Origin of the sequence: Sphingomonas sp. JUb134, assembly GCF_004341505.2 — a bacterium.
Classification (GTDB): domain Bacteria; phylum Pseudomonadota; class Alphaproteobacteria; order Sphingomonadales; family Sphingomonadaceae; genus Sphingomonas.
On record NZ_SLYP02000001.1, the window covers coordinates 1,375,541 to 1,401,605 of the forward strand.

Here is a 26,065-nt window from a genome sequence, read left to right on the forward strand (position 1 = left end):
CATGGGCCGCAAGGGCCGGTCAAGGGGGAGTTGCATGATCCGCACCAGCCGCTTCGCGCCGAGCCCCACGGGACGGCTGCACCTGGGACACGCCTGGTCGGCGGTGCAGGCGCATGCGCTGGCGCGGGCGAGCGACGGCCGCTTCCTGCTCCGCATCGAGGACATCGATCAGGGCCGCAGCCGGCCCGAGCACGTCGAGGGGATCCTGGCGGACCTCGCCTGGCTTGGGCTCGAGCACGACGGGCCGGTGGCGTTCCAGTCGCAGCGGATGCCGATCTACGCGGAGGCGCTCGACCGGCTGAAGGTGAAGGGGCTGGTCTACCCGTGTTTCTGCACCCGCGCCGACATCGCGCGCGAAGTGGCGGCAAGCGCGTCCGCTCCCCACGGCAGCGACGGGCCGGTCTACCCGGGAACCTGCCGCGAGCTTGCGCCCGATGTCCGCGCCCGCCGGCTCGCCGTCGAGCCGCACGCGTGGCGGATCGACATGGCGCGCGCGGTCGCGGCCGCCGGGCCGCTCGAATGGCGCGATGCCCATGTCGGGGTGGTGCGCGCCGATCCGCAGGGCCAGGGCGATGTCGTGCTGGCCCGCAAGGACGCGGGCGTCAGCTATCACCTGGCGGTAACGGTGGACGACGCGGCACAAGGCGTCACCGACGTGGTGCGGGGCCGCGACCTGTTTGCGGCAACCCACGTCCACCGGCTGCTCCAGGCGCTGCTCGATCTGCCAACGCCCTTCTACCATCACCACCCGCTGCTGGTGGGAAGCGATGGCGAGCGGCTCGCCAAGCGGCATGGTGCGCCGACGCTGGAGTCGATGCGGCTGGCGGGCGTCGATGGGCGGGCCCTCGCAGGCGATCTGAGGGCGGGGCGCCTGCCGCTTGGCTTCGCGCTGGCAAGCGCCTAGGCTCCCCGCATGAACACGTTTCTCGTCCTGCTCCTGGTCGCGGCGATGATCGCGACGGTGGTTGCGCTGGTCCGTGGCGTGGTCACGTTCCTGAAGACCTCCGGCGAGGAGGCGCGCGGGCAGGGGCCGAGTGCGGCGAGCCTGAAGTCGAACAAGATGATGCAGGCGCGGATCCTGTTCCAGGCGATCGCCATCCTGATCGTGGTACTGATCCTGTTCGCGGCGGGGCGCACCTGATGGTCAAGCTCAACAAGATCTACACGCGCACCGGCGACGACGGCACGAGCGGCCTGGCGGACGGTTCGCGGGTTGCGAAGTCCTCCTTGCGCATGACGGCGATCGGCGACGTGGACGAGGCGAACAGCGCCATCGGCGTCGCGCGCACGGCACTGGGGCAGGGCATCGTCGAGGAAGCGCTGGCGCGTATCCAGAACGACCTGTTCGACCTGGGCGCGGACATCGCGACTCCGCTGGCGGAAGGGGAAGCGCCGGGCGCGGCGCTCCGCATCGTCGCCTCCCAGGTCACCCGCCTGGAGCAGGAGATCGATCGGCTGAACGACGAGCTGAGCCCGCTCACCAGCTTCGTGCTGCCGGCAGGGGACGCGTCCGCGTCCGCCCTTCACCTGGCGCGCGCGATCGCCCGGCGCGCCGAGCGCAGCGCGGTTGCCGCCACGCAGGACGCGATGCTGAACCCGCTGGCGCTCGCCTATCTCAATCGCCTTTCCGATTATCTGTTCGTCGCCGCCCGCTGGGTGAACCAAGCCGGGGCCGGAGACGTTCTCTGGGTTCCAGGGGCACAGCGATAGGCGAAACGGCGGGCGATGCAGGACATTCAGTACGAGCCTGCGTCTCCCCCGCTCCAGCGTCGGTTCGCCGGGGTGCGCGCCTTGAGCGAGGCGCTGGTCGCGCCGCTCTCGGATGCCGACGCCAGCGTCCAGTCGATGCCCGACGCGTCGCCCGCCAAATGGCATCTGGCGCACACCAGCTGGTTCTTCGAAACCTTCGTGCTGCGGGACCATGTGCCGGGCTACACGCTGCACGATCCGCGCTTCCCCTTCCTGTTCAACAGCTATTACGAGGCAGAGGGGAAGCGGCACGCCCGCGCTCGCCGCGGCATGGTGACGCGCCCGACGCTCGCGGAGGTGCTCGCCTATCGCCGCGCGGTAACCGAGGCCGTGCTGGCAAACTGGGCGCGCCTGCCGCCGCACGCCGTGGAGCTGGTCGAGCTCGGTTGTCACCACGAACAGCAGCACCAGGAACTGCTGCTCACCGACATCCTGCACCTTTTTTCCGAGAACCCGATCGAGCCGGCGCTGTGGCCTGCGCCACGCAAGCAGCCGGTCACAGTCCCGCCGCCGATCGGCTGGATCGAGCATGCGGGCGGTATTGCCGAGGTGGGGCATGGCGGCCAGGACTTCGCCTTCGATTGCGAGGGGCCGCGCCACCGGGTGCTGCTGCACCCCCATGCGATCGCCGACCGGACCGTCACCAATGGCGAGTGGACGGCCTTCATCGCCGATGGCGGCTATCGCGAGCCGCGCCACTGGCTGTCGGACGGCTGGGCCTGGGTGCAGCGCGAGGGGATCACGGCGCCGCTTTACTGGGCGGAAGGCGAGGGCGGCGGCTGGACCCGCTTCGGGCTGGATGGACGGCGCCCGCTGGATCCTGCCGCCCCGGTCACGCATGTCAGCTTCTTTGAAGCGGATGCATATGCCAGCTGGGTGGGCGCACGCCTGCCGACCGAGCAGGAGTGGGAAGCGGCAGCCGCGGGTGAGGATGCCTGTGGCGGCAACCAGCTGGACGGGGCCGGGCCGGTCGAGCCGCGCCCGGCTGCGGCCGCCCCCGCCTTCTTCGGCGACGTCTGGGAGTGGACCGGCAGCGCCTACCGTCCCTATCCGGGGTTTCAGGCGGCCGAGGGGGCGGTCGGCGAGTACAACGGCAAGTTCATGAGCGGCCAGTTCGTGCTGCGCGGAGGCTCCTGCGCCACTCCGCGCGGACACCTGCGGGCGAGCTACCGCAACTTCTTCTACCCGCACCAGCGCTGGCAGTTCACCGGCGTACGGCTCGCGAAGGACCTTGGATCCCCCTGATGCCAGGACACCACGCAGCCGCGCCTGCCGCCGTCGACCCGCGCTTCCGCGCCGACGTGCTCGCCGGCCTTGCCATGCGCCCGCGCGCAATTCCGGCGCGCTGGTTCTACGACCGCCGTGGATCGGAGCTGTTCGAGGAGATCACCCGACTGCCGGAATACTACCCGACCCGGACCGAAACCGCGCTGCTCCACCGGGCGGTGCCGGAGGTCGCGGCGCTGTGCCGGGCGGGCCGTGCGGTGGTGGAGTTCGGATCGGGCTCCTCCGCCAAGACGCCGATCCTGCTGGGGGGCATCGCCCCCGCGGCCTATGTGCCGATCGACATCTCGGGCGACTTCCTCCGCGACTCCGCCGCCGAGCTGCAGCAGGCATTCCCGACCCTGCCGGTCCTGCCGCTGGAGGCGGACTTCCTCCGTCCCGTGACGCTGCCCGGCGCCGTCGAGGGCAAGCCCAAGCTCGGCTTCTTTCCCGGCTCCACCATCGGCAACATGGAGCCTTATGCCGCGGTGGACCTGCTGCGGGCGATGCGCGGATCGCTGGGGGAGGGCGCGCAGCTGCTGATCGGGATCGACCGGGTGAAGCCGGAGGCGGTGCTGGTTCCCGCCTATGACGACGCCCAGGGCGTCACCGCCGCCTTCAACTGCAACCTGCTCGAACGAATCAACCGGGAGCTGGAGGGGACGATCCCGGTCGCGCACTTCGTCCACCGGGCGATCTGGAACGACGCCGCCTCCCGCATCGAGATGCATCTGGAAGCGACGCGCGACCTGCGCTTCACCGTCGCTGGCCAATCCTTCGAGATCGGCGCGGGCGAGACGATCCACACCGAGAACAGCCACAAATATGGGGAGCGCGGTGCCCGCGTGCTGCTGCGCGCCGGAGGCTGGACCCCGATCGGCGAATGGTCCGACGAGCAGGGCTGGTTCGCGCTGATCCTGGCGGAGGCGCAGCCCTTCGCGGCCGCGCCCTAGCGCCTCAGCGCACGACCCGGGCGCGCCACGTCGGCAGGTACACCTTGCTGCCGCGGCACTCGGGCATCTCCTCCTGGCGGGAGAGGCGGAAGCGGGTGCCGTCCCAGACGAACTCCTGGCGGATGCCGCAGTCGCCGAGCCCACGGCCCCGCGCGAAGCTGGTGAGCACCTCATTCTCGAAACTGCCGTCGACGACGTTCTGGATCGGCGAACCGTCTTCGGACATGCCCGAGGGTGCGTCGAACTGCGCCGGCGTGTGCTTGCCGTCGCGCACGGTGAACACCGCCATCATCAGATTATAGGCGCCCGACGAGCAGGGGAGCAGGACGAGGGTGCGGTCGCCGAGCGGCTTGGCCTGCGGCGGGCCGAGGTCGCGATCGGTTTCGCATCCCGCCTCGCGCTTCATGGCAGCGACGCGGGCGGGATCGAGCAGTGCGGCTTCCCCGCGTACCGGCACGGCCCGGATCACCGGAAGTGCGGGGGCGGTGGCCGTATCTGCCTTGCTCCCGCGGGCGACCAGTGCGCCGCTGGTGCCGGCGCGTCCCTGCCGTTCGTCGATCCAGCGAAGGGCGGCGGCGGCGCCCGCCAGGCTCACCGTGCCGATCGCCTTGCCCGTATCGTCCGAGACAGCGAGCCGCCGTCCGTTGCCGAGCGCGGCGGCGATCCGTTCCGCATCGGTGCCGTCGAACTGCACCGCGCCATCGGCTGCCGTGCCGCCCTTGGCGAGTTGCTTCCCGTCTACGGAGATGGTGAGCGGCGGCAGGCGTTCCTCCTGTCCCGTGACATGCACCTCGGGCACCGCTCCCGGTCCCGCGGCACGGTCGAGGGTCAGCATCAGCGTCGGCTGGATCTCGTCTTCCGGCGCAAGCGCCACGGCCCGGCACGCAAGCCCATTGTCGCAGCCGACGATCCAGTCCCGGAACGTCTTGGTCTCGGCAGGCTTCGGGGAAGCGTGACTGTCCGCATCCGCCTGCTGCGGTGTCTGGGCAAGGGGCTGGGGCGCAGCGGCGGTCTGGCCCGGCTGGGCGTTGGCAGGCGCGGAATCGTTGCCGCAGCCGGCGAGAGGCAGGAGGAAAAGGCAGGCGAGCAGGGAGAGGCGGTGCATGGGGCGACACTATCGCGCTGTGCCGGCCGTCGAAACCCGCTATTGCCGCCGTCAAAGACAGGAGGATGGATGATGCAGGCAGTCGGAGTGATCGGCGCAGGGCAGATGGGGGCGGGGATCGCCCAGGTGGCGGCGCAAGCCGGCTACCGCGTGCTGCTGTCGGACGTGTCGGTCGAGCGCGCCGAAGCAGGCAAGGCGGGGATCGCCAGGCAGCTTGCCCGCGCCGTGGAAAAGGAAAAGATCACCGCCGACGACCGCGATGCGGCGCTCGGGCGCATCGAAGCGGTAGGCGACGTCGCCGCCATGGCACCCTGCGACCTGGTCATCGAGGCGGCCACCGAGCGTGAGGCGATCAAGCGCGCGATCTTTGCCGAGGTGGGCAAGGTGCTGGGTCCCGACGCGATCCTGGCGAGCAACACCTCGTCGATCCCGATCACCCGCCTGGCGCAGGCGTCGCCCGATCCCGCCCGCTTCATGGGCGTGCACTTCTTCAATCCCGTGCCGGTCATGGGGCTGATCGAATTGATCCGCGGGCTCGCGACCTCGGACGAGACGGTGTCGCGCGTGGAGGCGTTCGGCCAGTCGCTCGGCAAGCGGATCGTGCATGCGAACGACGCGCCCGGCTTCATCGTCAATCGCGTGCTGATGCCGATGCTGAACGAGGCCTGCTTTGCGCTCGGTGAGGGCGTGGCGACGATCCCGGACATCGACGCCGCCTGCCAGCTGGGGCTCAACCACCCGATGGGGCCGTTCACGCTCGCCGACTTCATCGGGCTGGACACCTGCCTGGAGATCACCCGTGTGCTGTTCGAGGGGACGGGCGACCCCAAGTTCCGGCCGGCACCGCTGCTGGTGAAGTATGTCGAAGCCGGCTGGTACGGCCGCAAGACCAAGCGCGGCTTCTATGACTACACGGGCGCGGAGCCGGTGCCGACGCGGTAGGCGACTGGCGGGGTGAGGCTTCTGCTGGGCTGCCAACGCCACCCCAGCACTCCGTATCCCCGCGCAGGCGGGGATCCAGGGCCAAGCAGAGCAACGGCGGGCAGTCCCTGGAACCCCAGGCTCCCGCTTCCGCGGGAGCACGGAAAGGGAGCGCGAGGCGGATTACGCCTGGCCCCCCCCAGTGGTCGAGCGCATGCGGGGGCGCTAAAGGTCGTTTCCGGGACGAAATGATCGGCTGCGCGAAACGAATGCGCGGCTGTGGGGTTAGGAGAGGCATGCAAGTTTCGTCGGCGTCCGCGGCTCTGGTCGAGCCTCCATTTTCCCTGCTTCATGATGCAAGCCTGTTCCTGGATTTCGACGGGACGCTGGTGGAACTGGCCCAGCGGCCGGACGGCGTGTCCGTCGACGAGGCGCTCCACACGCTGCTGCAACGCCTGGGCGAGCGGCTCGACGGGCGCGTGGCGATCGTCAGCGGGCGCTCGATCGCGCAGATCGACGACTTTCTCGGTCGTTCGCTCGGGCGGATCGCGGTCGTGGGCAGCCATGGCGCGGAGATCCGCCGCGCCGGCGGCGCGATCGTCCGGCCGGAGCGCCCTGCGGCACTGGAGACCGCCGAGGCTGCGTTCACGGAGCGGTTCGGGAACCGCCCCGGCGTCGTCATCGAGGTGAAGTCGCTGGGCGTCGCCATCCACTACCGCATGGCGCCCGAAGTCGAGGCGGAGGCCCAGGCGCTGGTGGAGGCCTTCGCCCGGCACGAGGGGCTGGAGGTGCAGCACGGGAAAATGATGGCCGAGCTGCGCATGGCCGGCCATGACAAGGGCACCGCGATCGCCGCGCTGCTGGAGGATGCGCCGTTCCTTGGCCATGCGCCGATCTTCGTCGGCGACGACCTGACCGACGAGCCCGGCTTCGTGTTGTGTGCCCGTCATGGGGGTGCCGGCATCCTGATCGGCAGCCCGCGCGATACCGCGGCCCGGTTCCGGCTCGAGGACGTGTGGAGTCTGCGCCGCTGGCTGGAGGTGGCGGCTTGACGGCGACGCTCGACCTCTGGCCGATCGGCAACTGCCAGGTGTCCGCGCTGGTCGATCGGGCCGGCCGCTTCGTCTGGGGATGCGTCCCGCGTGTCGACGGCGAACCGACCTTCTGCTCGCTGCTCGACGACCGGCCCCGGGGTGGCGAGGAGGGGTCGAGCGGCTTCTGGGACATCGACCTCGAAGGCTGCGTCGAGACCCGCCAGTCCTACGTCCGCAACACCCCGGTGCTGATCACCCGGCACAGCGACGCCGACGGCAACGCCATCGAGGTGGTCGACTTCGCACCGCGCTTTCGCCGCAACGGGCGCATGTATCGGCCGGTGGCCTTCTGCCGCATCGTCCGGCCGGTGGCGGGATCGCCGCGGGTGCGCGTGCGGCTGCGCCCGGCGCGCGACTGGGGTGCGCAATCACCCGAGCGGACGCGGGGCAGCAACCATATCCGCTACCTGCTGAACGACATGACGTTGCGGCTGTCGAGCAACGCGCCGATCGGCTGGATCGAGGAGGAGCGCCTGTTCCGGGTAGAGCGCCCGCTCTATTTCTTCCTGGGGCCGGACGAGAGCTTCGCGGCCGCGATCCCGACCGCGATCGATGCGATGCTCGACCGGACGGTGCGCGAATGGCGACACTGGGTGCGGGATCTCGCCACGCCGGCGGAGTGGCAGGACGCCGTGATCCGCGCGGCGATCACGCTGAAGCTGTGCCAGCACGAGGAGACCGGCGCCATCGTCGCGGCGCTCACCACCTCCATCCCCGAGCATGCGGGGTCGCAGCGCAACTGGGATTACCGCTTCTGCTGGATCCGCGATGCCTATTACACGGTGCAGGCGCTCAACCGCCTGGGCGCGCTCGACGTCCTGGAAGGCTATCTCGAATATCTGCGCAACATCGTCGACAACGCCAAGGGCGGGCACATCCAGCCGCTCTATGGTGTGGGTGGCGAGGCGCAGCTTCCCGAGCGCATCGCGGAGAGTCTCCCCGGCTATCGCGGCATGGGTCCGGTGCGCGTCGGCAACCAGGCCTATGAGCAGGTCCAGCACGACGCCTATGGGCAGATCGTGCTGTCGAACGCCCAGGCCTTTTTCGACCAGCGGCTGTTCCGGATCGCCGGGCAGGGCGACTTCGAGGCGCTGGAGCCGGTAGGCGAGCGCGCCTGGGAGGCGTTCGACAAGCCCGACGCGGGGCTGTGGGAACTGCGCACGCGCAGCCACGTGCACACCTATTCGGCCGCGATGTGCTGGGCGGCATGCGACCGGCTGGCAAGCGTGGCGAAGCACCTGGGGCTCGCGGATCGTGCCGCCTTCTGGCGCGACCGTGCGGACACGATGCGGCAGCGCATCGAGCAGGCGGCGTGGCGGCCGGACACGAAGCGCATGTCGGCGACCTTCAGCGGCGACGATCTGGACGCGAGCCTGATCCAGCTGCTCGACCTGCGCTTCGTCGCGCCCGACGACCCGCGCTTCCGCGGCACGCTGGAGGCGGTGGAGGCGGGGCTCCGGCGCGGATCGCACATGCTGCGCTATGCGACCGAAGATGATTTCGGCCTGCCGCATACCGCCTTCAACGTCTGCACCTTCTGGCTCATCGAGGCATTGCACGCGACGGGGCGTGTCGAGGACGCGCGCGTCCTGCTGGAGGAGATGATCGAGCGGCGGACGCCGGCAGGACTTCTTTCGGAGGATATCGATCCAAGCACCGGGGAGCTGTGGGGCAATTACCCCCAGACCTATTCGCTGGTGGGGCTGATCAATTCGGCGATGCTGCTCAGCAAGCCGTGGACGGAGGTACGATGAGTCGCCTGATCGTGATTTCGAACCGCGTGCAGGCGCCGACCGCCGCCGACGCGGGGGGTGCGCAGGGCGGCCTTGCTGTGGCGCTGACGGCGGCGCTGCGCGAGGAGCACGGCATCTGGTTCGGCTGGTCGGGCGAGACCGGGGAGGACCATAAGCTCCGGTTCGAGACCTATGAGGGCGTGACTTCCGCGGTCATGGACCTGTCCGAGCAGGACGTGGAGGAATATTACGACGGCTTCGCCAACCGCACGCTGTGGCCGCTGTTCCACTACAGGCTCGACCTTACCGAGTTCGAGCGCGACTTCCAGGGCGGCTATGAGCGGGTGAACCGCGTCTTCGGCCAGGCCATCGGCCCGCACATTGAGCCCGACGACGTGGTGTGGGTCCACGATTATCACATGATCCCGCTCGGTTGGGTGCTGCGCCAGCAGGGCGTGAAGAACCGCATGGGCTTCTTCCTCCACATCCCGTGGCCGCCGACCCGCCTCCTGGTCGCGCTTCCGCAGCATCGCCGGCTGGTCGAGTCGCTGTTCGCCTATGACGTCGTCGGTTTCCAGACCGAAGAGTGGCTCGAATCCTTCCGCCACTATGTCGTGACGGAAATGGGCGGCGTGCTGTCGGACGGCGACTGCGTGACCGTGGGCGGACGGACGATCCGCGCGATCGCCTGCCCGATCGGCATCGATGCGGACTCGTTCATCAAGGCTGCCAATGGCCCCGTCGCCAAGGCGACCCAGCTGCGTATGCTCGAAAGCGCGGTGGGCCGCAGCATGATGGTGGGCGTCGACCGGCTCGACTATTCCAAGGGCCTTGCCGAGCGCTTCTCGGGCTATGAGCGCTTCCTCCAGAACCATGCCGACCGCCGCGCGCTGGTCTATCTGCTGCAGATCGCGCCGCCTTCGCGCACTGCGGTGCAGAGCTATCGCGACATTCGCGACAACCTCGACGCCATGTCGGGGCGCATCAACGGCGCCTATGCCGATATCGACTGGGTCCCGATCCGCTACGTCAACCAGGGCTATCCGCGCGACGTGCTGGCGGGGATCTACCGCGCGGCCCGGATCGGCCTCGTCACCCCCTTGCGCGACGGCATGAACCTGGTGGCGAAGGAATTCGTGGCGGCGCAGGACCCGCACGACCCGGGCGTGCTGATCCTGTCGCGCTTTGCGGGTGCCGCCGCGCAGATGCCGCAGGCGGTCCTCTGCAATCCCTACAGCGCCGAGGACGTGGCCGACGCCATCGACAAGGCGCTGCGCATGTCGCGCGAGGAGCGCATCGCCCGGTGGAAGCCGATGTTCGACAACGTCCGCAACGAGGACGTGCTGTGGTGGCGCCGGCGTTTCCTAGATACGCTGACCAAAGCGCCGCTGTGCGAGCGGAACACAATCTAGGCCCGGCCGCTGCGCCCTGGGCTCAGGACAGCAGCAGCCCGGCGAGCGCCGCCGACATCAGGTTGGCAAGGCTTCCGGCCACCAGCGCGCGTACGCCGAGCTTTGCGATCATCGGGCGCTGATTGGGCGCCAGGCTGCCCGTCGCGGCCATCTGGATCGCGATGGAGCTGAAGTTCGCGAAGCCGCACAGCGCAAAGGTGACGATGGCGACGGTGCGCGGCGACAGCTGATCGCGCAGGTTGCCGAGCTCGATGAACGAGACGAACTCGTTCAACACGACCTTGCTGCCGAACAGGCCGCCGGCGATGCCCGCCTCGTGCCAGGGGATGTTGAGCAGGAACATCACCGGCTGGAACACGGTGCCGATGATCATCTGGAAGCTGAGCTCCGGATGGCCGAACCATCCACCCACCGCACCCAGAAGGCCGTTGGCGAGCGCGACGAGCGCGACGAAGGCGAGTACCATCGCCCCGACGGCGACGGCGATCTTTACGCCGATCTGCGCGCCCGTGGCCGCCGCCATGATCAGGTTGGCGGCCTTTTCCTCCTCGAGATTGACTTCCGCCGCGCGGATCGCGGCTTCCTCGTCCGCCTGTGCGTCCGCATCCTTTGCCGCGACCGGCGCGTCCGGCATGATGATCTTGGCCATCAGCAGCCCGCCGGGTGCCGCCATGAAGGAGGCGGCGAGCAGGAAGGGAAGCGATTGCGGGCCGAGGAAGGCGGCATAGGCCGCGAGGATCGTGCCGGCGACGCCCGCCATGCCCACCGACATGACGGCGAACAGCTGCGAGGGCGTGAGGGTGGCGAGATAGGGGCGGATCACCAGCGGCGCCTCGCTCTGGCCGACGAAGATGTTGGCGGCGGCGCACAGCGACTCGACCTTGGAGACGCCGGTCACCTTTTCGATGCCCCCGCCGACCCAGCGGACGACGAACTGCATCACCCCCAGGTGGTAGAGGATCGAAACCAGCGCCGCGAAGAAGATGATGACCGGCAGCGCCGAGATGGCGAAGCTGTGGCCGCCCATCTCCGGCCGTGCGAGCGGGCCGAACACGAAGTCGGTGCCGGCCTGCGCATAGCCGAGCAGCGCGGAGACGCCGGCGGCGGCGGCCTGGATCAGGCGGCGGCCGAACGGCACGTAGAGCACCAGCACGGCGATGCCGACCTGCAGTGCGAAGGCGGCGCCGACGACGCGCAGCCGGATGGCCCGGCGGTTCGTCGAGATTGCGAAGGCGATCGCAAGGATCACGACGATACCGGCCACGCCGATAAGAAAACGGTTCATTCCTGGTTCCGGCCCCGTGCCCGCTCGGCAGGCGTAGTGATGGTCACGTCGAGCTTCTGGCGCAGAAGCGCGGCGGGACTATGGCCAAGCGGCGCCCGCGGCAACAGTCCTTTCGTCGTGGGACGTTCCATTTCAGGCGGTTGCGCGCATTGACCGACACGGGAAAGCGTCTAGCGTCGCGCGGATGACTCCCCATCCTTCCACCGCGGTGCCGCGGTCGTTGTTCGTGTTCTCCATTTTCTACGGCGGCATGGTCTGCATCGCAGGCGTGCTCGGCAACAAGCAGGTCGCCGTCGGGCCGCTCGCCGTCGAAGCGGGCATCTTCGCCTTCCTGTTGCTCGTGACCGTCTCCAGCGCCGTCGCGGAACTGCACGGCCGTGCCATGGCCAATCGCCTGGTGCAGTTCGGCTTCGTGCCGCTGATCTTCTCCATCCTGCTGTTGCTCGCCGTGCTGACGGTGCCGGCCGCACCCGACATGGAGCCCGAGCGGCTCGCGGCATTCGAGTTGATGATGCGCGCGACCCCGCGCATCTGGGGGGCGGGCATCGTCGCTTATGGCGTGTCGCAGACGTTGAACGTCACCATATTTGCCGCGATGCGTCGCGGTGCGGGCAAGTTCCTGTGGCTGCGGGCGGGAACGGCCAGCGCCCTGTCCCAGATCGTCGACACGCTGATCTTCATCACCATCGCCTTCTACGGCGCCTTCCCGATCGGCCAGCTGATCGTCGGCCAGATGATCGCCAAGGTGGTGCTCTCGATCGTGCTGGTCCCGCCGCTCATCTACTTCTTCGTCGCGCTCGGCCGCTGGCTGGACGGGACGCGCGCGGAGCAGGCGGCATGAGCGACGACTATATCTATGACGAGGCGACCGGCGAGTGGATCAGCCCGGACGACGCCGCCGCTGCCGCCCCTGCGGAATCGCCAGACGGCGGCGTCGAGGTGCGGGATGCGGCGGGTAACCTGCTCGCCGACGGCGACAGCGTGACGCTGGTCAAGGACCTGAAGGTCAAGGGCGCGAACCAGACGCTGAAGCGGGGCACCGTCATCAAGTCGATCCGCCTGACCGGCGACGCGCAGGAGATCGACTGCCGCTACGAAGGCATCAAGGGGCTCGTCCTGCGCGCGGAGTTCGTTCGCAAGCGGTGAGGCTCGCGCCGCTGGGCCTCTCTTGAGTACCCCGGCGGAGGCCGGGCTCCGGTTGGGATAGCGTCGGCGAGGGCGCGCCAAGTCTCGGGAGCCTCCGCAACTGGGCCCCGGCCTTCGCCGGGGTACGGGTACAGGTCGGTGCGGTAGCCGCACGTCCCTTCAAAAACTTTGGATCGCGGCGCGCTTGGCGCTACAGGCGCGCGCATGACCGACCATTCCCCCGATCCCGCGATGCTTGCCAAGGCGGAGACGCTGACCGAAGCGCTGCCCTATCTCCAGCGCTACGCCGGCATGACCTTTGTCGTGAAATACGGCGGCCACGCGATGGGCGATCCCGAGCTGCAGCGCGACTTCGCCGAGGACGTGGTGCTGCTGAAGGCAGTCGGCATCAACCCGGTGGTGGTACACGGCGGCGGGCCGCAGATCGGCGCGATGCTCAAGCGCCTGGGCGTCGAAAGCCGCTTCATCGACGGGCTGCGCGTGACCGACGCGGCCACGGCCGAGGTCGCGGAGATGGTGCTGGCCGGCAAGATCAACAAGGAAATCGTGTCCTGGATCGCTGCCGCCGGCGGGCGCGCGGTCGGTATCTCGGGCAAGGACGCCGGCCTCGTGCGCGCCGAAAAGGTGCAGCGGACCGAGCCCGACCGCAACTCGGGCATCGAGCGCCACGTCGACCTGGGCTTCGTCGGCGAGCCGGTGGCGGTCGACCCGACGCTGCTCAACAGCCTGGCGCGCGACGGCTTCATTCCCGTCGTGGCGCCGGTGGCGCTGGGCGCGGACGGCCACACCTATAACGTCAACGCCGACACCATGGCGGGTGCGATCGCGGGTGCGCTGGGGGCCGCCCGCTTCTTCCTGCTGACCGACGTTCCGGGCGTGATGGACAAGTCGGGCGAGTTGCTGACCGACCTTCAGCCCAAGGACATCGCCGCCTTGAAGGAAGACGGTACGATTCGTGGCGGCATGATCCCCAAGGTCGAGACCTGCGTCGCCGCCGTCGGCGCCGGGGTGGACGCGGCGGTGATCCTGGACGGCCGCATCCCGCACGGGCTGCTGCTGGAGATCTTCACCCGCCAGGGCGCAGGTACGCTGGTCCGCGCCTGATGCGCACCGCTTCCGCATCCAGGCAGCGGGCGCTTGTCCGCTGCCGTCCGGGTAGGGTATCGCTGCCCAAGACCGTTTCGGAGCCGCACCGTTGAACGTCCTGATTCAAATCATCGACTACCTGCTCAACGTCCTGTGGTGGGTGATCTTCGTCCAGTTCGTGTTGTCGATCCTGATTGCTTTCAACGTCATCAACACGCACAGCGACTTCGTGCGCAGCGTATGGCGGGCGCTGAACGTCATCACTGAGCCGATCTATCGCCCGTTCCGCCGGATCCTGCCGGACCTGGGTGCGATCGACCTCGCGCCGATGGCGGTGCTGGTGACCATGGGCATCCTGCAGACGATCGTGCTGCCGGCGCTCTACCGGGCGACGCTGCCCTACGCGATCTGATGCGGGGCGGGGCGGCCTGGTCGCCCGACCAGCAGGGCCTCCGCATCGCCGTCCGCGTGACGCCGCGCTCTTCGCGTGAGGCATTCGGGGGCAGCGATGCCGAGCATTTCGCCGCCCGCCTGACGGCGCCCCCGGTCGAGGGCGCGGCCAACGCCGCCCTGGTGCAGCTGGTCGCGCGCAGCTTCGGCGTGCCCAGGCGCGCGGTGACGCTGGTTGCCGGCGACACGGCGCGGGTGAAGCGGTTGCTGGTCGAAGGCGACACCACAGCGCTGGAACAGACGGCCGCGAGCCTCTATGCGACCAAGGCATGAGCGCTGACATCATCGACGGAAAGGCCTTTGCGGCCAAGTTGCGGGGCCGGGTAGGCGAGGCCGCAGGAGCATTTGCCGAGGCCGCCGGCCGCCCCGCGGGGCTTGCGGTGGTGCTGGTGGGCGAGGATCCGGCCTCGGCGGTCTACGTCCGCTCCAAGGGCAAGGCGACGGTCGCCGCCGGCATGGCGAGCTTCGAGCACCGCCTGCCGGCCGACACCGACCAGGCGACGCTGGAGGCGCTGGTCGACCAGCTCAACGCCGATCCTGCCGTCGATGGCATCCTGGTACAGCTGCCGCTTCCGCGCCACCTGGATGCCGACGCAGTGCTGCTGCGCATCGACCCGGACAAGGACGTGGACGGCTTCCATCCGGTCAACGCCGGTCGGCTCGCCTCCGGACTGCCGGGGTTCGTGCCGTGCACGCCGCTTGGCTGCCTGATGCTGCTGCGCGACCGGCTGGGCGACCTGTCGGGGCTGGAAGCCGTGGTGATCGGCCGTTCCAACATCGTCGGCAAGCCGATGGCGGCCCTGCTGACCGCCGACAGCGCCACCGTCACGCTGGCGCATTCGCGCACCCGGGACTTGCCGGGTCATGTCGGGCGGGCGGACATCGTCGTGGCGGCGGTGGGGCGCCCGAACTTCGTGCGCGGCGAGTGGCTGAAGCCCGGTGCCACGGTGATCGACGTCGGCATCAACCGCGTCGAAGGCGGGCTGGTCGGCGACGTCGACTTCGCCTCCGCAGTCGAGGTGGCCGGGGCGATCACGCCGGTACCGGGCGGAGTGGGGCCGATGACCATCGCCGTCCTGTTGCGCAACACGCTGGTGGCGGCGCACCGCCGCGCGGGCGTGCCGCTCGACGAAGCCACGCTCTAACCTGCGAGGGCCCCGCCGTGCTCGAGCTGTTCATCTCCGCCCTGATCACCTTCTTCGTGGTGATCGATCCCCCCGGCTGCGCCCCGATCTATGCGGGACTGACGGCGGGGGCGAGCGGGGTGCAGCGCCGCAGCATGGCGATCCGCGCGGTGCTGACGGCGGCCGCGATCCTGCTGGTGTTCGCGCTGTTCGGGCGCGGGCTGCTCCATGCGCTCGGCATCAGCCTCGACAGCTTCCGCATCGCCGGCGGCATCATGCTGTTCCTGATCGCGCTGGAGATGGTGTTCGAGAAGCGCACTCAGCGCCGCGAGGACCGCGCCGCCAAGATCATCGAGACGCATGAGGTGGAGGACGTCTCCATCTTCCCGATGGCGATGCCGATGATCGCGGGACCGGGCTCGATCGCCAGCGTGATGCTGCTGATGGGGCAGACCGACGGCACCACCGCCAAGCTGGTGGTGCTCGCCGCCCTGGCGACCAACCTCCTGCTGATGCTCGTCGCGCTGCTCGCCGCCGCCCCGCTGATGCGCCTGCTGGGCGCCAAGATCGAAGCGGTGATCACCCGCGTGCTGGGTGTGCTGCTGGCAGCACTCGCCTCGCAGTTCGTGATCGACGGCCTGCGCGCGAGCTTCTTGTGAGGTGAAAGGGCTTCCTGTCCGCCAAAGTCATTCTGGACAGTAAACGCACCGGTAAGGTGCATTTGTTGCGGGAGGGCTACACCCGCGAAAGAAAAGTACGCGGCCCGCCGCCCTGTCCTTTACAAATCTTAGCCCTGGGTCGCATTGCTGCTCCACCGGCTTCCGTGCCGGGGGGAAGCGATCCGCTGCGTAGCGGGCGAAAAAGGGACAGTATCTTGATCAAATCCTCGATGTTGCGTGGAACCACCGCGCTGACCGCGCTCGTGCTGGTTGGCATGGGCGTTTCCGCGCCGGCGTTCGCCCAGACGGCGGACGAGCAGGCGACCGCCACCGCAGATCAGGCGCAAACGCCTGGGGCTCGCGAGGCCGCGACCGACACCGACACGACCGGTCAGGAGATCGTCGTCACCGGGTCGATGTTCCGCCAGGCCGTCACCCCGTCGCCCGTCACCGTCGTCTCGACCGAGAACCTCGAGCAGCGCGGCATCCAGACCGTCCAGGAAGGCATCCAGCGGCTGGCGGCCAACAACGGCCCGGCGCTCACCAACTCGTTCAGCGCGAACGGTGCGTTCGCAGGCGGCGCTTCCGCCGTGTCGCTGCGCGGCCTTTCCAGCAGCTCGACGCTGGTGCTGTTCGACGGCCTGCGTGCGGCCTATTTCCCGCTCGCCGATGACGCGACCCGCAACTTCGTCGACCTGAACACCATCCCGGACGACATCGTCGAGCGTGTCGAAGTGCTGCGCGACGGCGCATCGTCCAGCTATGGCGCCGACGCGATCGCGGGCGTGGTGAACATCATCACCAAGCGCAGCTTCCGGGGCGTCGCAGCCCGCGCCGAGGCCGGCATCTCCGAGGACGGTATCGCGCCGACCCAGCGCCTGTCGCTGACCGCCGGCACCGGCGACCTCGATAGCGACGGCTACAACGCGTACATCAGCGGCTTCTACTACCGCGCGGGCGAGGTCTATAACCGCGACCTGCCCTATCCGTTCAACTCCTCCGACCAGACCGGCATCGGCGGCCCGAACGACACGATCAATCCGGACACCTGGGGCGTCACCAACGCCGGTTCGAACCTGTACATTCGTCCGGTCGGGTCGACCCAGTATTCGCTGCTCTCGGGCGGTTGCGCCAATGGTAACGCCGTGTCGACCGGTGCGCCGGCAACCGGCGTGGTGCCCGGCACCATCTGCAGCCAGGACAACATCAACCAGTATGGCGTGGTCGCGCCGAAGGTTGAGCGCTTCGGCGGTTCGGCCAAGTTCACCGCGATGGTCGGCGACAGCTCCGAAGCCTACGCGCAGTTCAACTTCCAGCAGACCACCAGCAGCTATAACGGCACGCCCTCGCAGATCTATGCGAACGCTCCCGCCGGCATCTACTTCCAGCCGTTCTCGACCCGCTCGAGCGCTGCGTCCTATGCACCGGGCTCGGGTCCGCTGACGCTGCCGGGGACCAACCCGTACAATCCGTTGGGTGTGGACGCTGAGCTGGTCGGTTGGCTGCCCAACTCCATCGAGCGTGACGAGACCCGCAGCCGCGTCTATCGCGCCGCTGCCGGTATTCACGGCACCGTGTTCGGTGACTGGGACTATCGCGTCGACCTGACCGCGATGCACACGGACCTGCGTCGTCGCCAGAACGGCTACGTCTACATCCAGCACCTGCTCGATGTGATCGCGGACGGATCGTACAACTTCATCAATCCGTCGGCGAACAGCCAGAGCGTCACCGACTATCTGATGCCGGAGAACATCACCGACGCCTCGTCGGACCTCTACCAGGCACAGTTCTCGGTCAACAAGGCCGTGACCCAGCTGCCGGGCGGCGACCTGGAAGTCGGCTTCGGCGGCTCGATCTACTATGAGGCCGTGGACGCGCCGAGCGCGAACTCGGACATCAATGGTCCTACCGAGCGCTATTTCCGCCTCAACGCCTTCGGCACCGAGGGCAACCGTACCGTCACCTCGGCCTTCGGCGAAATCAACGCGCCGGTGCTCGATCAGCTGACGCTCAACGCCTCGGGTCGCTTCGACCATTATTCGACCGCCAGAGCAACTTCTCGCCCAAGCTCGGCGCGAAGTTCACGCCGATCGAGCAGCTGACGGTGCGTGGTACCTGGTCGCGCGGCTACCGCATCCCGAGCTTCGCGGAAGCAAACGCACTGCCGACCACCGGCTATGTGACCAACTCGCCGAACCTGTTCACCGACGCGTTCCTGGCGCAGTATTCCACTCCGGGTGCGGTGTGCTCGAAGGACACCTTCAGCAGCTGCCCGACCTACATTCGTTCGGGCAGCTATGGTTCGACGACGCTCGCGTCGCCGGATCTGAAGCCGGAGAAGTCGCGCAGCTTTACGGCCGGCGTGGTGTTCGAGCCGTTCCACAACGTCGCGTTCACGGTCGACTACTTCAACATCAAGAAGACCAACGCGATCACGTCGCTCACCGCCGGTGACGCGCTGCAGGCCTACTACGCCGGGCAGCCGGTGGATCCGGCCTTCACGATCACTCCGGACGCCCCGGACGCGGCCTTCCCGAACGCCACGCCGCGCGTGCTCTACGTCGCGTCGGCGCTGGTCAACGCCAACACGATCAAGTCGGAAGGCATCGACTTCGGCATCAACAGCCGCGTGCAGTTCGGTGACGTGACCTGGGTGAGCAACCTGGATGCGACGCTGCAGCTGGAACTGAGCACCACCTTCCCGGATGGTCGCAAGGAAAGCTATGTCGACACGCTCGGCAACTACAACCTGACGGCCGGCTCGGGCACGTTCCGCTGGCGCGGCAACTGGCAGAACACCCTGCTGGTGGGTCCGTACTCGCTGACCGCGACGGCGAACTACACCTCGGGCTATGACCTGTCGGCAGAGGACCAAGGTGGCGAAGCAGGCGACTGCAGCCTGGCACCGAGCCCGAACTACACGGGCTGCCGCGTGAAGAGCTACTTCACGCTGGACCTGAACGGCACCGTCAAGGTCAGCGACAACATGACCTTCTACGTGAACATGCTGAACGTGTTCGATCGTCTGCCTGACGTCGATCCGGTCACCTATGGCGCGTGGCTGTACAACCCGGTCCAGGCCGGCGAGAACATCTACGGCCGCCGCTTCCTGGCGGGTGCGCGCGTCAACTTCTAAGTCGACGGACGCTGAAAATAAGAAGGGGCGGCTCCGAAGGGAGCCGCCCCTTTTCGTTTGGGCAGAGGCCCCGCGCCTCAGTCGACGGTCAGCCGCAGCGCGCCTTCGCCTTCGTCGACGGTCACGGTCGAGCCATCGCGGACCTCGCCCTTCAGGATCAGGTCGGCGAGGGGGTCCTGCAGGTAGCGCTGGACGGCGCGCTTCAGCGGCCGCGCGCCATAGACGGCGTCGTACCCGACCCGGCCCAGCCAGTCGCGGGCGGCGTCCGTCAGGTGGATCGTGATCTTGCGATCCGCCAGCAGCTTCGCGACGCGACCGACCTGGATGTCGACGATCGGCGCCATGTGAGCGCTGCCCAGCCGGTGGAACAGGATGATCTCGTCCAGCCGGTTGAGGAATTCCGGGCGGAAGTGCGCGCGCACCACGTCCATCACCTGCGGCTCGACATCCTCGACCGACTGGCCCTCGGCAAGGTTGGTCAGATACTGGCTGCCGAGATTCGAAGTCAGGATGATGATCGTGTTCGAGAAGTCGACGGTGCGGCCCTGGCCGTCGGTCAGCCGCCCGTCGTCGAGCACCTGGAGGAGCACGTTGAACACGTCGCCGTGTGCCTTCTCGACCTCGTCGAACAGCACGACCTGATACGGCCGGCGCCGCACCGCCTCGGTCAGCACGCCGCCTTCCTCATAGCCCACATAGCCCGGAGGGGCGCCAATCAGCCGCGCAACCGCGTGCTTCTCCATGAACTCGCTCATGTCGATGCGCACCATCGCGTTGGGATCGTCGAACAGGAATTCGGCGAGCGCCTTGGTCAGCTCGGTCTTGCCAACGCCCGTCGGCCCCAGGAACAGGAACGAGCCGAGCGGGCGGTTCGGGTCCTGTAGCCCCGCGCGGCTGCGGCGGACGGCGGTGGAGACCGCGCGCACGGCTTCCGACTGGCCGATCACGCGCTTGCCGAGCTGTTCCTCCATGTGGAGCAGCTTTTCGCGCTGGCCTTCCTGCATGCGGTCGACCGGAATGCCGGTCCAGCGGCTGACCACCGCGGCGATGTCGTCGGCGGTGACCTCCTCGCGCAGCATGGCGCCCTTGGTCTGGCTCTGCGCTTCCTCCAGCTGGCGGGTGAGCGCGGGAATGCGGCCGTAGGAGAGCTCGCCGGCGCGGGCGAGATCGCCCTGGCGCTGCGCCTGCTCCAGCTCGACGCGGGCTGCGTCCAGCTGTTCCTTCAGCTTCGCCTCGGCGCCGATCTTGTCCTTTTCGCCCTGCCAGCGGGTGGTGAGCTCGGCCGATTGCTGCTCAAGGTTGGCGAGTTCCTCCTCCAGGTTGGCGAGCCGGTCTTGCGAGGCGGCATCGCTCTCCCGCCGCAGCGCTTCCCGCTCGATCTTGAGCTGGATGATGCGGCGGTCGAGGGTCTCGATCTCCTCGGGCTTGGACTCCACCTCCATGCGGATGCGGGACGCGGCCTCGTCCATCAGGTCGATCGCCTTGTCGGGGAGGAAGCGGTCGGTGATGTAGCGGTTCGACAGGGTCGCCGCGGACACCAGCGCGCCGTCGGTGATGCGCACGCCGTGGTGAAGCTCGTACTTCTCCTTCAGGCCGCGCAGGATCGAGATGGTGTCCTCGACCGTCGGCTCGCCCACGAACACGGGCTGGAAGCGCCGCTGGAGCGCGGGGTCCTTTTCGACGTACTTGCGGTATTCGTCGAGCGTGGTCGCGCCGATGCAGTGAAGCTCACCCCGGGCGAGGGCTGGCTTCAGCAGGTTGCCGGCGTCCATCGCGCCTTCCGACTTGCCCGCGCCGATCAGCGTGTGCATCTCGTCGATGAAGAGGATGATCTGGCCTTCGGCGCCCTTCACCTCGTCGAGCACGCCCTTCAGCCGTTCCTCGAACTCGCCGCGATACTTCGCGCCGGCAATGAGGGAGCCCATGTCGAGCGCCATCAGCGTGCGGGCCTTGAGCGTGTCGGGCACGTCGCCGTTGGCGATGCGCAGCGCGAGGCCTTCGGCGATGGCGGTCTTGCCGACGCCCGGCTCGCCGATCAGCACGGGATTGTTCTTGGTGCGGCGGGCGAGGATCTGGATGGTGCGGCGGATTTCCTCGTCGCGGCCGATGACCGGATCGAGCTTTCCGGCGTGCGCCGCCTCCGTCAGGTCGCGCGCGAACTTCTTGAGCGCGTCATAGCGGTCCTCGGCGGTCGCGGTGTCGGCGGTGCGGCCGCCGCGCAGATCGTTGATCGCGGTGTTGAGCGCTTCCGCGCGCACCCCGGCGGCGGCAAGCGCCTTGCCCGCGGCAGTGTTGGGGGAAAGCGCAAGGGCGAGCAGCAGCCGCTCGACGGTGACATAGCTGTCGCCGGCTTTCTGGGCGACCTGCTCGGCCTGGTCGAGCACGCGCACTGCATCGTTGTCGAGCCCGGGCGTCTGCTGCGCGCCACTGCCCGACACGGCGGGGATCTTCGCCAGTGCCGCGTCCGTGTCCGCCACGGCCCGCCGCGGGTCGCCCCCGGCGCGCTCGATCAGCCCGGCGGCCATGCCCTGGTCGTCCTCGAGCAGTGCCTTCAGCAGATGCTCGGGCGCGATGCGCTGGTGGTTGAGCCGGATGGCGACGGTTTGCGCCGCCTGGAGAAAGCCCTTCGCGCGGTCCGTGAATTTCTCTAGGTTCATAACAAATCCCTGTTATCTTCGGGAACCAAGGTGGTGTTGCTTTTATGCAACACAAGAGGTGCGTGATGCTGACACTCGCGTTGTTGACCCTGGCTGCCGTTCAGGATGCGCCACCGCCGCCGTCGGTCAATCTGGTTGTGCCTGCCGGCCCCTGCAAGCCCACCATCGACGGCGTCGCCGTCACGCTCGATGGCCTGCGCGCGACGACGGCGCGCTGGGCCGCCACCAAGCAGGAAGTGCGGTTCGAGCCGGACGCGAAGGCCGCCGACTCCTGCATGCAGGACGTGCTCAAGATCCTTGCCGCGGCTGGGGCAGGGGAGCGGTTCCCGATCGCGTTCGTGGACAACGAAGCCTTCACCGGGGTGGAGGGCGGCTGACGCCCGGCGCTCAAGGGCAATGGCGAGGCGAGAGCGGACCCGTTTCGATGCTTGCGGCGCTGCTGCGGCGGCCGCTACTCTGATGCGGTGAAGTACGCCGCTGCTTCCCGCCTGCCTCCTGGCGCACCCCTGTGGATGCGGACGGCGGGGTTCGGCTCGGCGATCTTGCTACATCTCCTGGCGTTTCTGCTGCTGTTGTGGCTGTGGGCACCGGTTCCGCCGACTGCGCGCCCCGAACAGCGCAGGCTGACGCTCTGGGAGCTTCCGCCTCCGCCTCCACCGCCGCAACCTCTTCCGCAGCCCATCGAGCAGCGCGTGCCTCAGCCGCAGGCGCCGCCGGCGCAGGAGATTGCCGGCGGCAGCCGGGGAGGGAGCCCTCCTGCTTCCTTACCCGCACCGAAGGCTGTCGAGCCCCCGCCATTGCCCCTGGTGCCGATGCGCCCCGCGGCACCCGCGGCCATCGGGCCACCGTCGACCGGGAACGGCGGTTCGGCGGCCGATGCAAATGGGTCTGGGGCCGGCGCCTCGGGAAGCGGGAGCGGGAGCGGGGATGGCACGGGCGCCGGCAGTGGGCGCGGCGGGGCGGAACCTGCGATCACGGTAGCGCGCTGGGTGCGGCGCCCCGGCTTCCAGGAGTTGAACCCGTCGATTCCTTCAGAGGTCCGCAAGCGCGGCATCTCGGGCACGGCCTATCTGGTCTGCCGGGTCCAGAGGAACAAACACCTGCGCAACTGCTCAGTGCTCAAGGAGACGCCGGCAGGAAGCGGCTTCGGTGCGGCGGCGCTGGCGGCGTCGCCCAAGTTCCGGATCTATCCGCCGGAGGTGGACGGCAAGCCGTCCGATCTGGCGTGGGTGATCGTGCCGATCGAATATCATTTCCAGAAGTAAGGCTCGGAACAACGCGCTTTTCGAAGTGCCGGGCTGCGACGACGCGATGATTTCGTACGACGAGCCGCAGTTTTCGTTGTCAGCCAGTTCGCGAGCCCATAGGCTCGCGCTTTCCGCTCCGACCGCGAGGTTTCATGTTCCGCTCCTTCGCCTATGCCCTTGCCGCTTCCACTGCACTCGCCAGCGGCTCTGTCGCCTGGGCCGCGCCACTTCCGGCGCAGACGGCACCGGCGCCCGCGGCGCAACTGCCGGCCGCACCGCTCGCGGAGCTCATTCGTCCGGTCGACATCCCTCATGAGAAGTTCACGCTGCCCAACGGCCTGACCGTGATCGTCCATACCGACCGCAAGGCGCCGATCGTCGCGGTCTCCACCTGGTACGACGTCGGCTCCAAGCACGAGCCCAAGGGCAAGACCGGCTTCGCGCATCTGTTCGAGCACCTGATGTTCAACGGATCGGAGAATGCACCCGGCGATTTCTTCGCGCCGCTGCGCGAAGTGGGGGCGACCGACTTCAACGGCACGACCTCGTTCGACCGCACCAACTATTTTGAAACGGTGCCCCGGGCGGCACTGGACCGCGCCCTGTTTTTGGAAAGCGACCGCATGGGCTATCTGCTCGGCGCGATCACCCAGGGCGTGCTAGACGAGCAGCGCGGCGTCGTCCAGAACGAGAAGCGTCAGGGTGACAACCAGCCCTATGGCCTGGTCAAGTACAAGATGACCGAGGGCCTGTTCCCTGCAGGCAGCCCGTACCACCACTCCGTGATCGGCTCGATGGCGGATCTGGATGCGGCGAGCCTGGAGGATGTGAAGACCTGGTTCCGCAGCCACTATGGCCCGAACAATGCGGTGCTCGTGCTCGCCGGGGACATTACCGCGGCAGAGGCGCGGCCGCTGGTGCAGAAGTATTTCGGCAGCATTCCGAAGGGGCCGGAGTCGGCGCGTCCCGCCATCACCGTACCGACGCTCTCTGCGCCGAAGGTCGAGACGATGCGCGACCGCGTCGCCACCACCCGCGTCATGCGCATGTGGGCGGTGCCCGGCATGGACAGCGCCGATGCGACCGCGCTGGACGTCGCGGCAGGGGCGCTCGGCGGGCTGGGCAGCTCGCGGCTCGACAATGTGCTGGTACGGCAGGAGAAGCTGGCGGTCTCGGTTTCCGCCTCCAACCAGACGCTCGCGCAGGCGGGCATGTTCGTGATCAGCATGGACGTGCGCCCGGGCGTGGATGCGAAGCTTGCCGCACAGCGGCTGGACCAGGTCGTGGCAGACTTCCTGCGCAGCGGTCCGACGGCGGAGGAGGTGCAGCGCGTCGCCACCGTCACCGTCTCCGGCACCGTCGCGGGCCTGGAGGCGGTCGGCGGCTTCGGCGGCAAGGCGGTCGCGCTTGCGGAAGGCGAACTCTATCTGCGCGATCCCGACTATTACAAGAAACAGCTCCAGCGGCTCGCCGCCACGACCCCGGCGAGCGCGAAGGCGGCGGCGACCAAGTGGCTGTCGCGGCCGGTTTATGCGCTGACGGTGGAGCCGGGCGCGCGCGACGCCTATGAGGAGACGCAGGCGGCGCCCAAGGTGCCCGCCGGCAACACCGCGCCCACGCCCGCGTCGGCGGAAGGGCCGGCAAAGGGTACCCGCGGGGCGATGCCGGCAGTCGGCCAGGTGCAGGACCTGAGCTTCCCCGCGATCCAGCGGAGCCGGCTCTCCAACGGCATCGAGCTCGTCTACGCGCAGCGCACGGCCGTGCCGGTGACGCAGATTGCGATCAGCTTCGACGCGGGTGCGGCCGCGGATCCGGCGGGCAAGCTCGGCACCCAGGCGCTGACGCTGGCGGTGATGGACGAAGGGACCACCACCCGCAATTCGGTGGCGCTGGCAGAGGAGCAGGAACGCCTCGGCACCCGCATCTTCTCCTCGAGCTCGCCGGACCTGACCTATATCGGCCTGGGCGGGCCGAGCGCGAACCTTGCCAGCAGCGTGACCCTGCTCGCCGACGTCGTGCGCAACCCTGCCTTCGCTCCGGCGGAAGTGGAGCGGCTGAAGGCGACGCAGCTCGCCCGCATCGCACAGGAGATGACGAGCCCGGGTGGCCTGGCGAGCCGCGCGATGCCGCCGCTGCTCTATGGCAAGGATTCGCCCTATGCGAAGCTCGCCGCCGGCAGCGGGGATCCGGCCGCGGTTCAGGCGCTGACCCGCGACGATCTGGCCGCCTTCCACCGCGCCTGGCTGCGCCCGGACAAGGCGAAGGTCTTCGTCACGAGCGATCGGCCGCTCGCCGAGGTGCAGGCGGCGCTCGAGAAGGGCTTCGGCGACTGGCGTGCAAGCGGGCAGGCGGGGGTCAAGAACTTCGCCTCCGCGCCCGTGCAGGCCACCCCCAGGATCCTGCTGATCGACCGGCCGGATTCGCCCCAGTCGTTGATCTATGGCGCGCAGCTGACGGCGGAGAAGGGAACCGACGACCTGCTCGCGCTGAACACCGCGAACGATGCGCTGGGGGGCAACTTCCTGTCGCGGATCAACATGGACCTGCGCGAGGAGAAGCACTGGTCCTATGGCGCCCACGGATCGGTGAACCAGCTGCCCAACGCGGTGAGCTATGTGATCTCGGCGCCGGTCCAGGCCGATCGCACCGGGGACTCGATCGCGGCCCTGCAAAAGGACGTGCGCGAGTTCCTGACCACCAACGGCATGACCCAGCAGGAGTTCGACCGGACGATCACGGGCGAGACGCGCGAGCTGACCGGCCGGTTCGAGACGTCGGACGCGGTGCTGAACGCGATGATCTCGAACGACCTGCTCAAGCGGCCCGACGATTATTACGCGACCATCACCGACAAGTACCGCGGCTTCACCCTGCCGCAGCTCAATGCAGCCGCGCGCAAGGCGCTGCGCCCGGACCGGTTCGTCTATGTCGTGGTCGGTGACGCCAAGGTCGTCCGGCCCCAGCTTGACAGCCTGGGGCTGCCGGTCGAGGTGGTTGCAGCACAGCCCGCAGCAAGCGCGCAGGGCAGCAAGTAGGAGAGCG

At 68.6% G+C, this 26,065-nt stretch carries 24 protein-coding genes and 1 pseudogene; 21 read left to right on the forward strand and 4 right to left on the reverse strand.

Translation table 11 applies throughout. The annotated features are described in order from the left end of the window. Positions 1-34: 34 nt before the first annotated feature. From gluQRS to egtD, 5 genes are read left to right on the forward strand one after another with little or no spacing between them, the layout of a single operon-like run. Positions 35-904 carry a tRNA glutamyl-Q(34) synthetase GluQRS gene (gluQRS, locus tag EDF69_RS06490; protein ID WP_132884373.1) on the forward strand — a complete coding sequence of 290 codons (870 nt, stop codon included), beginning with the start codon at positions 35-37 and terminating at the stop codon, positions 902-904. Between the two features lie 9 nt (positions 905-913). Further along, on the forward strand, positions 914-1,141 hold the full coding sequence (locus tag EDF69_RS06495; protein WP_132884372.1) for a twin transmembrane helix small protein: 228 nt from the start codon (positions 914-916) through the stop codon (positions 1,139-1,141). Further along, positions 1,141-1,710 (forward strand): cob(I)yrinic acid a,c-diamide adenosyltransferase, encoded by a 570-nt coding sequence (locus EDF69_RS06500; RefSeq protein WP_132884371.1) that lies wholly within the window; start codon positions 1,141-1,143, stop codon positions 1,708-1,710. Before EDF69_RS06495 ends, EDF69_RS06500 begins: the two co-directional genes overlap by 1 nt. 15 nt (positions 1,711-1,725) lie before the next feature. Continuing rightward, complete coding sequence (egtB, locus tag EDF69_RS06505; RefSeq protein WP_132884370.1) at positions 1,726-2,994, forward strand: ergothioneine biosynthesis protein EgtB; 1,269 nt, start codon at positions 1,726-1,728, stop codon at positions 2,992-2,994. Beyond that, the gene (gene egtD, locus EDF69_RS06510) at positions 2,994-3,965 is read left to right on the forward strand and encodes an L-histidine N(alpha)-methyltransferase (RefSeq protein ID WP_132884369.1); all 972 of its coding nucleotides are present in this window, start codon (positions 2,994-2,996) and stop codon (positions 3,963-3,965) included. The genes egtB and egtD overlap by 1 nt, the downstream gene beginning before the upstream one ends. A gap of 4 nt (positions 3,966-3,969) precedes the next feature. Here the strand turns inward: egtD and EDF69_RS06515 are convergent, their stop codons facing one another. Beyond that, positions 3,970-5,070 carry a DUF1176 domain-containing protein gene (locus tag EDF69_RS06515; RefSeq protein WP_132884368.1) on the reverse strand — a complete coding sequence of 367 codons (1,101 nt, stop codon included), beginning with the start codon at positions 5,068-5,070 and terminating at the stop codon, positions 3,970-3,972. 72 nt (positions 5,071-5,142) lie between these two features. Between EDF69_RS06515 and EDF69_RS06520 the strand changes: the two genes are divergently transcribed. The 4 genes from EDF69_RS06520 to EDF69_RS06535 all read left to right on the forward strand — a co-directional run bounded on the left by EDF69_RS06520 (position 5,143) and on the right by EDF69_RS06535 (position 10,230). Next, positions 5,143-6,012, forward strand: a complete 870-nt coding sequence (locus tag EDF69_RS06520; RefSeq protein WP_132884388.1) for a 3-hydroxybutyryl-CoA dehydrogenase — start codon at positions 5,143-5,145, stop codon at positions 6,010-6,012. 275 nt (positions 6,013-6,287) lie between these two features. After that, on the forward strand, positions 6,288-7,043 hold the full coding sequence (gene otsB / locus EDF69_RS06525; RefSeq protein ID WP_204991327.1) for a trehalose-phosphatase: 756 nt from the start codon (positions 6,288-6,290) through the stop codon (positions 7,041-7,043). Beyond that, a complete protein-coding gene (locus EDF69_RS06530) occupies positions 7,040-8,839 on the forward strand; it encodes a glycoside hydrolase family 15 protein (RefSeq protein WP_132884367.1) in 1,800 nt (599 codons plus the stop codon). The genes otsB and EDF69_RS06530 overlap by 4 nt, the downstream gene beginning before the upstream one ends. Next, positions 8,836-10,230 (forward strand): alpha,alpha-trehalose-phosphate synthase (UDP-forming), encoded by a 1,395-nt coding sequence (locus EDF69_RS06535; RefSeq protein ID WP_132884366.1) that lies wholly within the window; start codon positions 8,836-8,838, stop codon positions 10,228-10,230. The genes EDF69_RS06530 and EDF69_RS06535 overlap by 4 nt, the downstream gene beginning before the upstream one ends. Positions 10,231-10,252: 22 nt before the next feature. Here EDF69_RS06535 and EDF69_RS06540 read toward each other — a convergent pair whose 3' ends face one another. Together EDF69_RS06540 and EDF69_RS19795 are read right to left on the reverse strand one after the other, a co-directional pair. Next, positions 10,253-11,515 (reverse strand): NupC/NupG family nucleoside CNT transporter, encoded by a 1,263-nt coding sequence (locus EDF69_RS06540; protein ID WP_132884365.1) that lies wholly within the window; start codon positions 11,513-11,515, stop codon positions 10,253-10,255. Beyond that, complete coding sequence (locus EDF69_RS19795; protein WP_272695210.1) at positions 11,512-11,646, reverse strand: hypothetical protein; 135 nt, start codon at positions 11,644-11,646, stop codon at positions 11,512-11,514. Before EDF69_RS19795 ends, EDF69_RS06540 begins: the two co-directional genes overlap by 4 nt. Before the next feature lie 53 nt (positions 11,647-11,699). On the opposite strand from EDF69_RS19795, the gene EDF69_RS06545 reads away from it, so the two are divergent. The 9 genes and pseudogenes from EDF69_RS06545 to EDF69_RS19875 form a co-directional block, all read left to right on the forward strand. Beyond that, positions 11,700-12,356, forward strand: a complete 657-nt coding sequence (locus EDF69_RS06545) for a queuosine precursor transporter (protein ID WP_132884364.1) — start codon at positions 11,700-11,702, stop codon at positions 12,354-12,356. Then, positions 12,353-12,661: an alkylphosphonate utilization protein gene (locus tag EDF69_RS06550; protein WP_132884363.1), complete on the forward strand. Its 309-nt coding sequence runs from the start codon at positions 12,353-12,355 to the stop codon at positions 12,659-12,661. The genes EDF69_RS06545 and EDF69_RS06550 overlap by 4 nt, the downstream gene beginning before the upstream one ends. 204 nt (positions 12,662-12,865) lie before the next feature. Continuing rightward, entirely contained in the window at positions 12,866-13,765 is a 900-nt protein-coding gene (argB, locus tag EDF69_RS06555) for an acetylglutamate kinase (protein ID WP_132884362.1), read from the forward strand. A 91-nt stretch (positions 13,766-13,856) separates the two neighbouring features. Continuing rightward, on the forward strand, positions 13,857-14,159 hold the full coding sequence (locus tag EDF69_RS06560) for a YggT family protein (RefSeq protein ID WP_125961655.1): 303 nt from the start codon (positions 13,857-13,859) through the stop codon (positions 14,157-14,159). After that, positions 14,159-14,470 carry a DUF167 domain-containing protein gene (locus tag EDF69_RS06565; protein WP_132884361.1) on the forward strand — a complete coding sequence of 104 codons (312 nt, stop codon included), beginning with the start codon at positions 14,159-14,161 and terminating at the stop codon, positions 14,468-14,470. Before EDF69_RS06560 ends, EDF69_RS06565 begins: the two co-directional genes overlap by 1 nt. Then, complete coding sequence (folD, locus tag EDF69_RS06570; protein WP_132884360.1) at positions 14,467-15,342, forward strand: bifunctional methylenetetrahydrofolate dehydrogenase/methenyltetrahydrofolate cyclohydrolase FolD; 876 nt, start codon at positions 14,467-14,469, stop codon at positions 15,340-15,342. Before EDF69_RS06565 ends, folD begins: the two co-directional genes overlap by 4 nt. A 17-nt stretch (positions 15,343-15,359) precedes the next feature. Beyond that, positions 15,360-15,980: a MarC family protein gene (locus EDF69_RS06575; protein ID WP_132884359.1), complete on the forward strand. Its 621-nt coding sequence runs from the start codon at positions 15,360-15,362 to the stop codon at positions 15,978-15,980. 416 nt (positions 15,981-16,396) lie between these two features. Continuing rightward, positions 16,397-18,085 carry a TonB-dependent receptor plug domain-containing protein gene (locus EDF69_RS19870; RefSeq protein ID WP_339538739.1) on the forward strand — a complete coding sequence of 563 codons (1,689 nt, stop codon included), beginning with the start codon at positions 16,397-16,399 and terminating at the stop codon, positions 18,083-18,085. After that, positions 18,055-19,119 (forward strand): annotated as a pseudogene (locus EDF69_RS19875) (TonB-dependent receptor domain-containing protein); the annotation flags it as partial. The gene EDF69_RS19870 and the pseudogene EDF69_RS19875, both read left to right, overlap by 31 nt. A gap of 77 nt (positions 19,120-19,196) precedes the next feature. Here EDF69_RS19875 and clpB read toward each other — a convergent pair. Beyond that, a complete protein-coding gene (gene clpB / locus EDF69_RS06585) occupies positions 19,197-21,776 on the reverse strand; it encodes an ATP-dependent chaperone ClpB (RefSeq protein WP_132884358.1) in 2,580 nt (859 codons plus the stop codon). Between the two features lie 65 nt (positions 21,777-21,841). Here clpB and EDF69_RS06590 point away from each other — a divergent pair, with 65 nt between their 5' ends. From EDF69_RS06590 to EDF69_RS06600, 3 genes are all read left to right on the forward strand, one after another. Next, on the forward strand, positions 21,842-22,153 hold the full coding sequence (locus EDF69_RS06590) for a hypothetical protein (protein ID WP_132884357.1): 312 nt from the start codon (positions 21,842-21,844) through the stop codon (positions 22,151-22,153). Between the two features lie 636 nt (positions 22,154-22,789). Further along, positions 22,790-23,041 (forward strand): TonB family protein, encoded by a 252-nt coding sequence (locus tag EDF69_RS06595; protein WP_165890080.1) that lies wholly within the window; start codon positions 22,790-22,792, stop codon positions 23,039-23,041. A 134-nt stretch (positions 23,042-23,175) separates the two neighbouring features. Next, complete coding sequence (locus EDF69_RS06600) at positions 23,176-26,058, forward strand: M16 family metallopeptidase (RefSeq protein ID WP_132884355.1); 2,883 nt, start codon at positions 23,176-23,178, stop codon at positions 26,056-26,058. Positions 26,059-26,065: the final 7 nt, after the last annotated feature.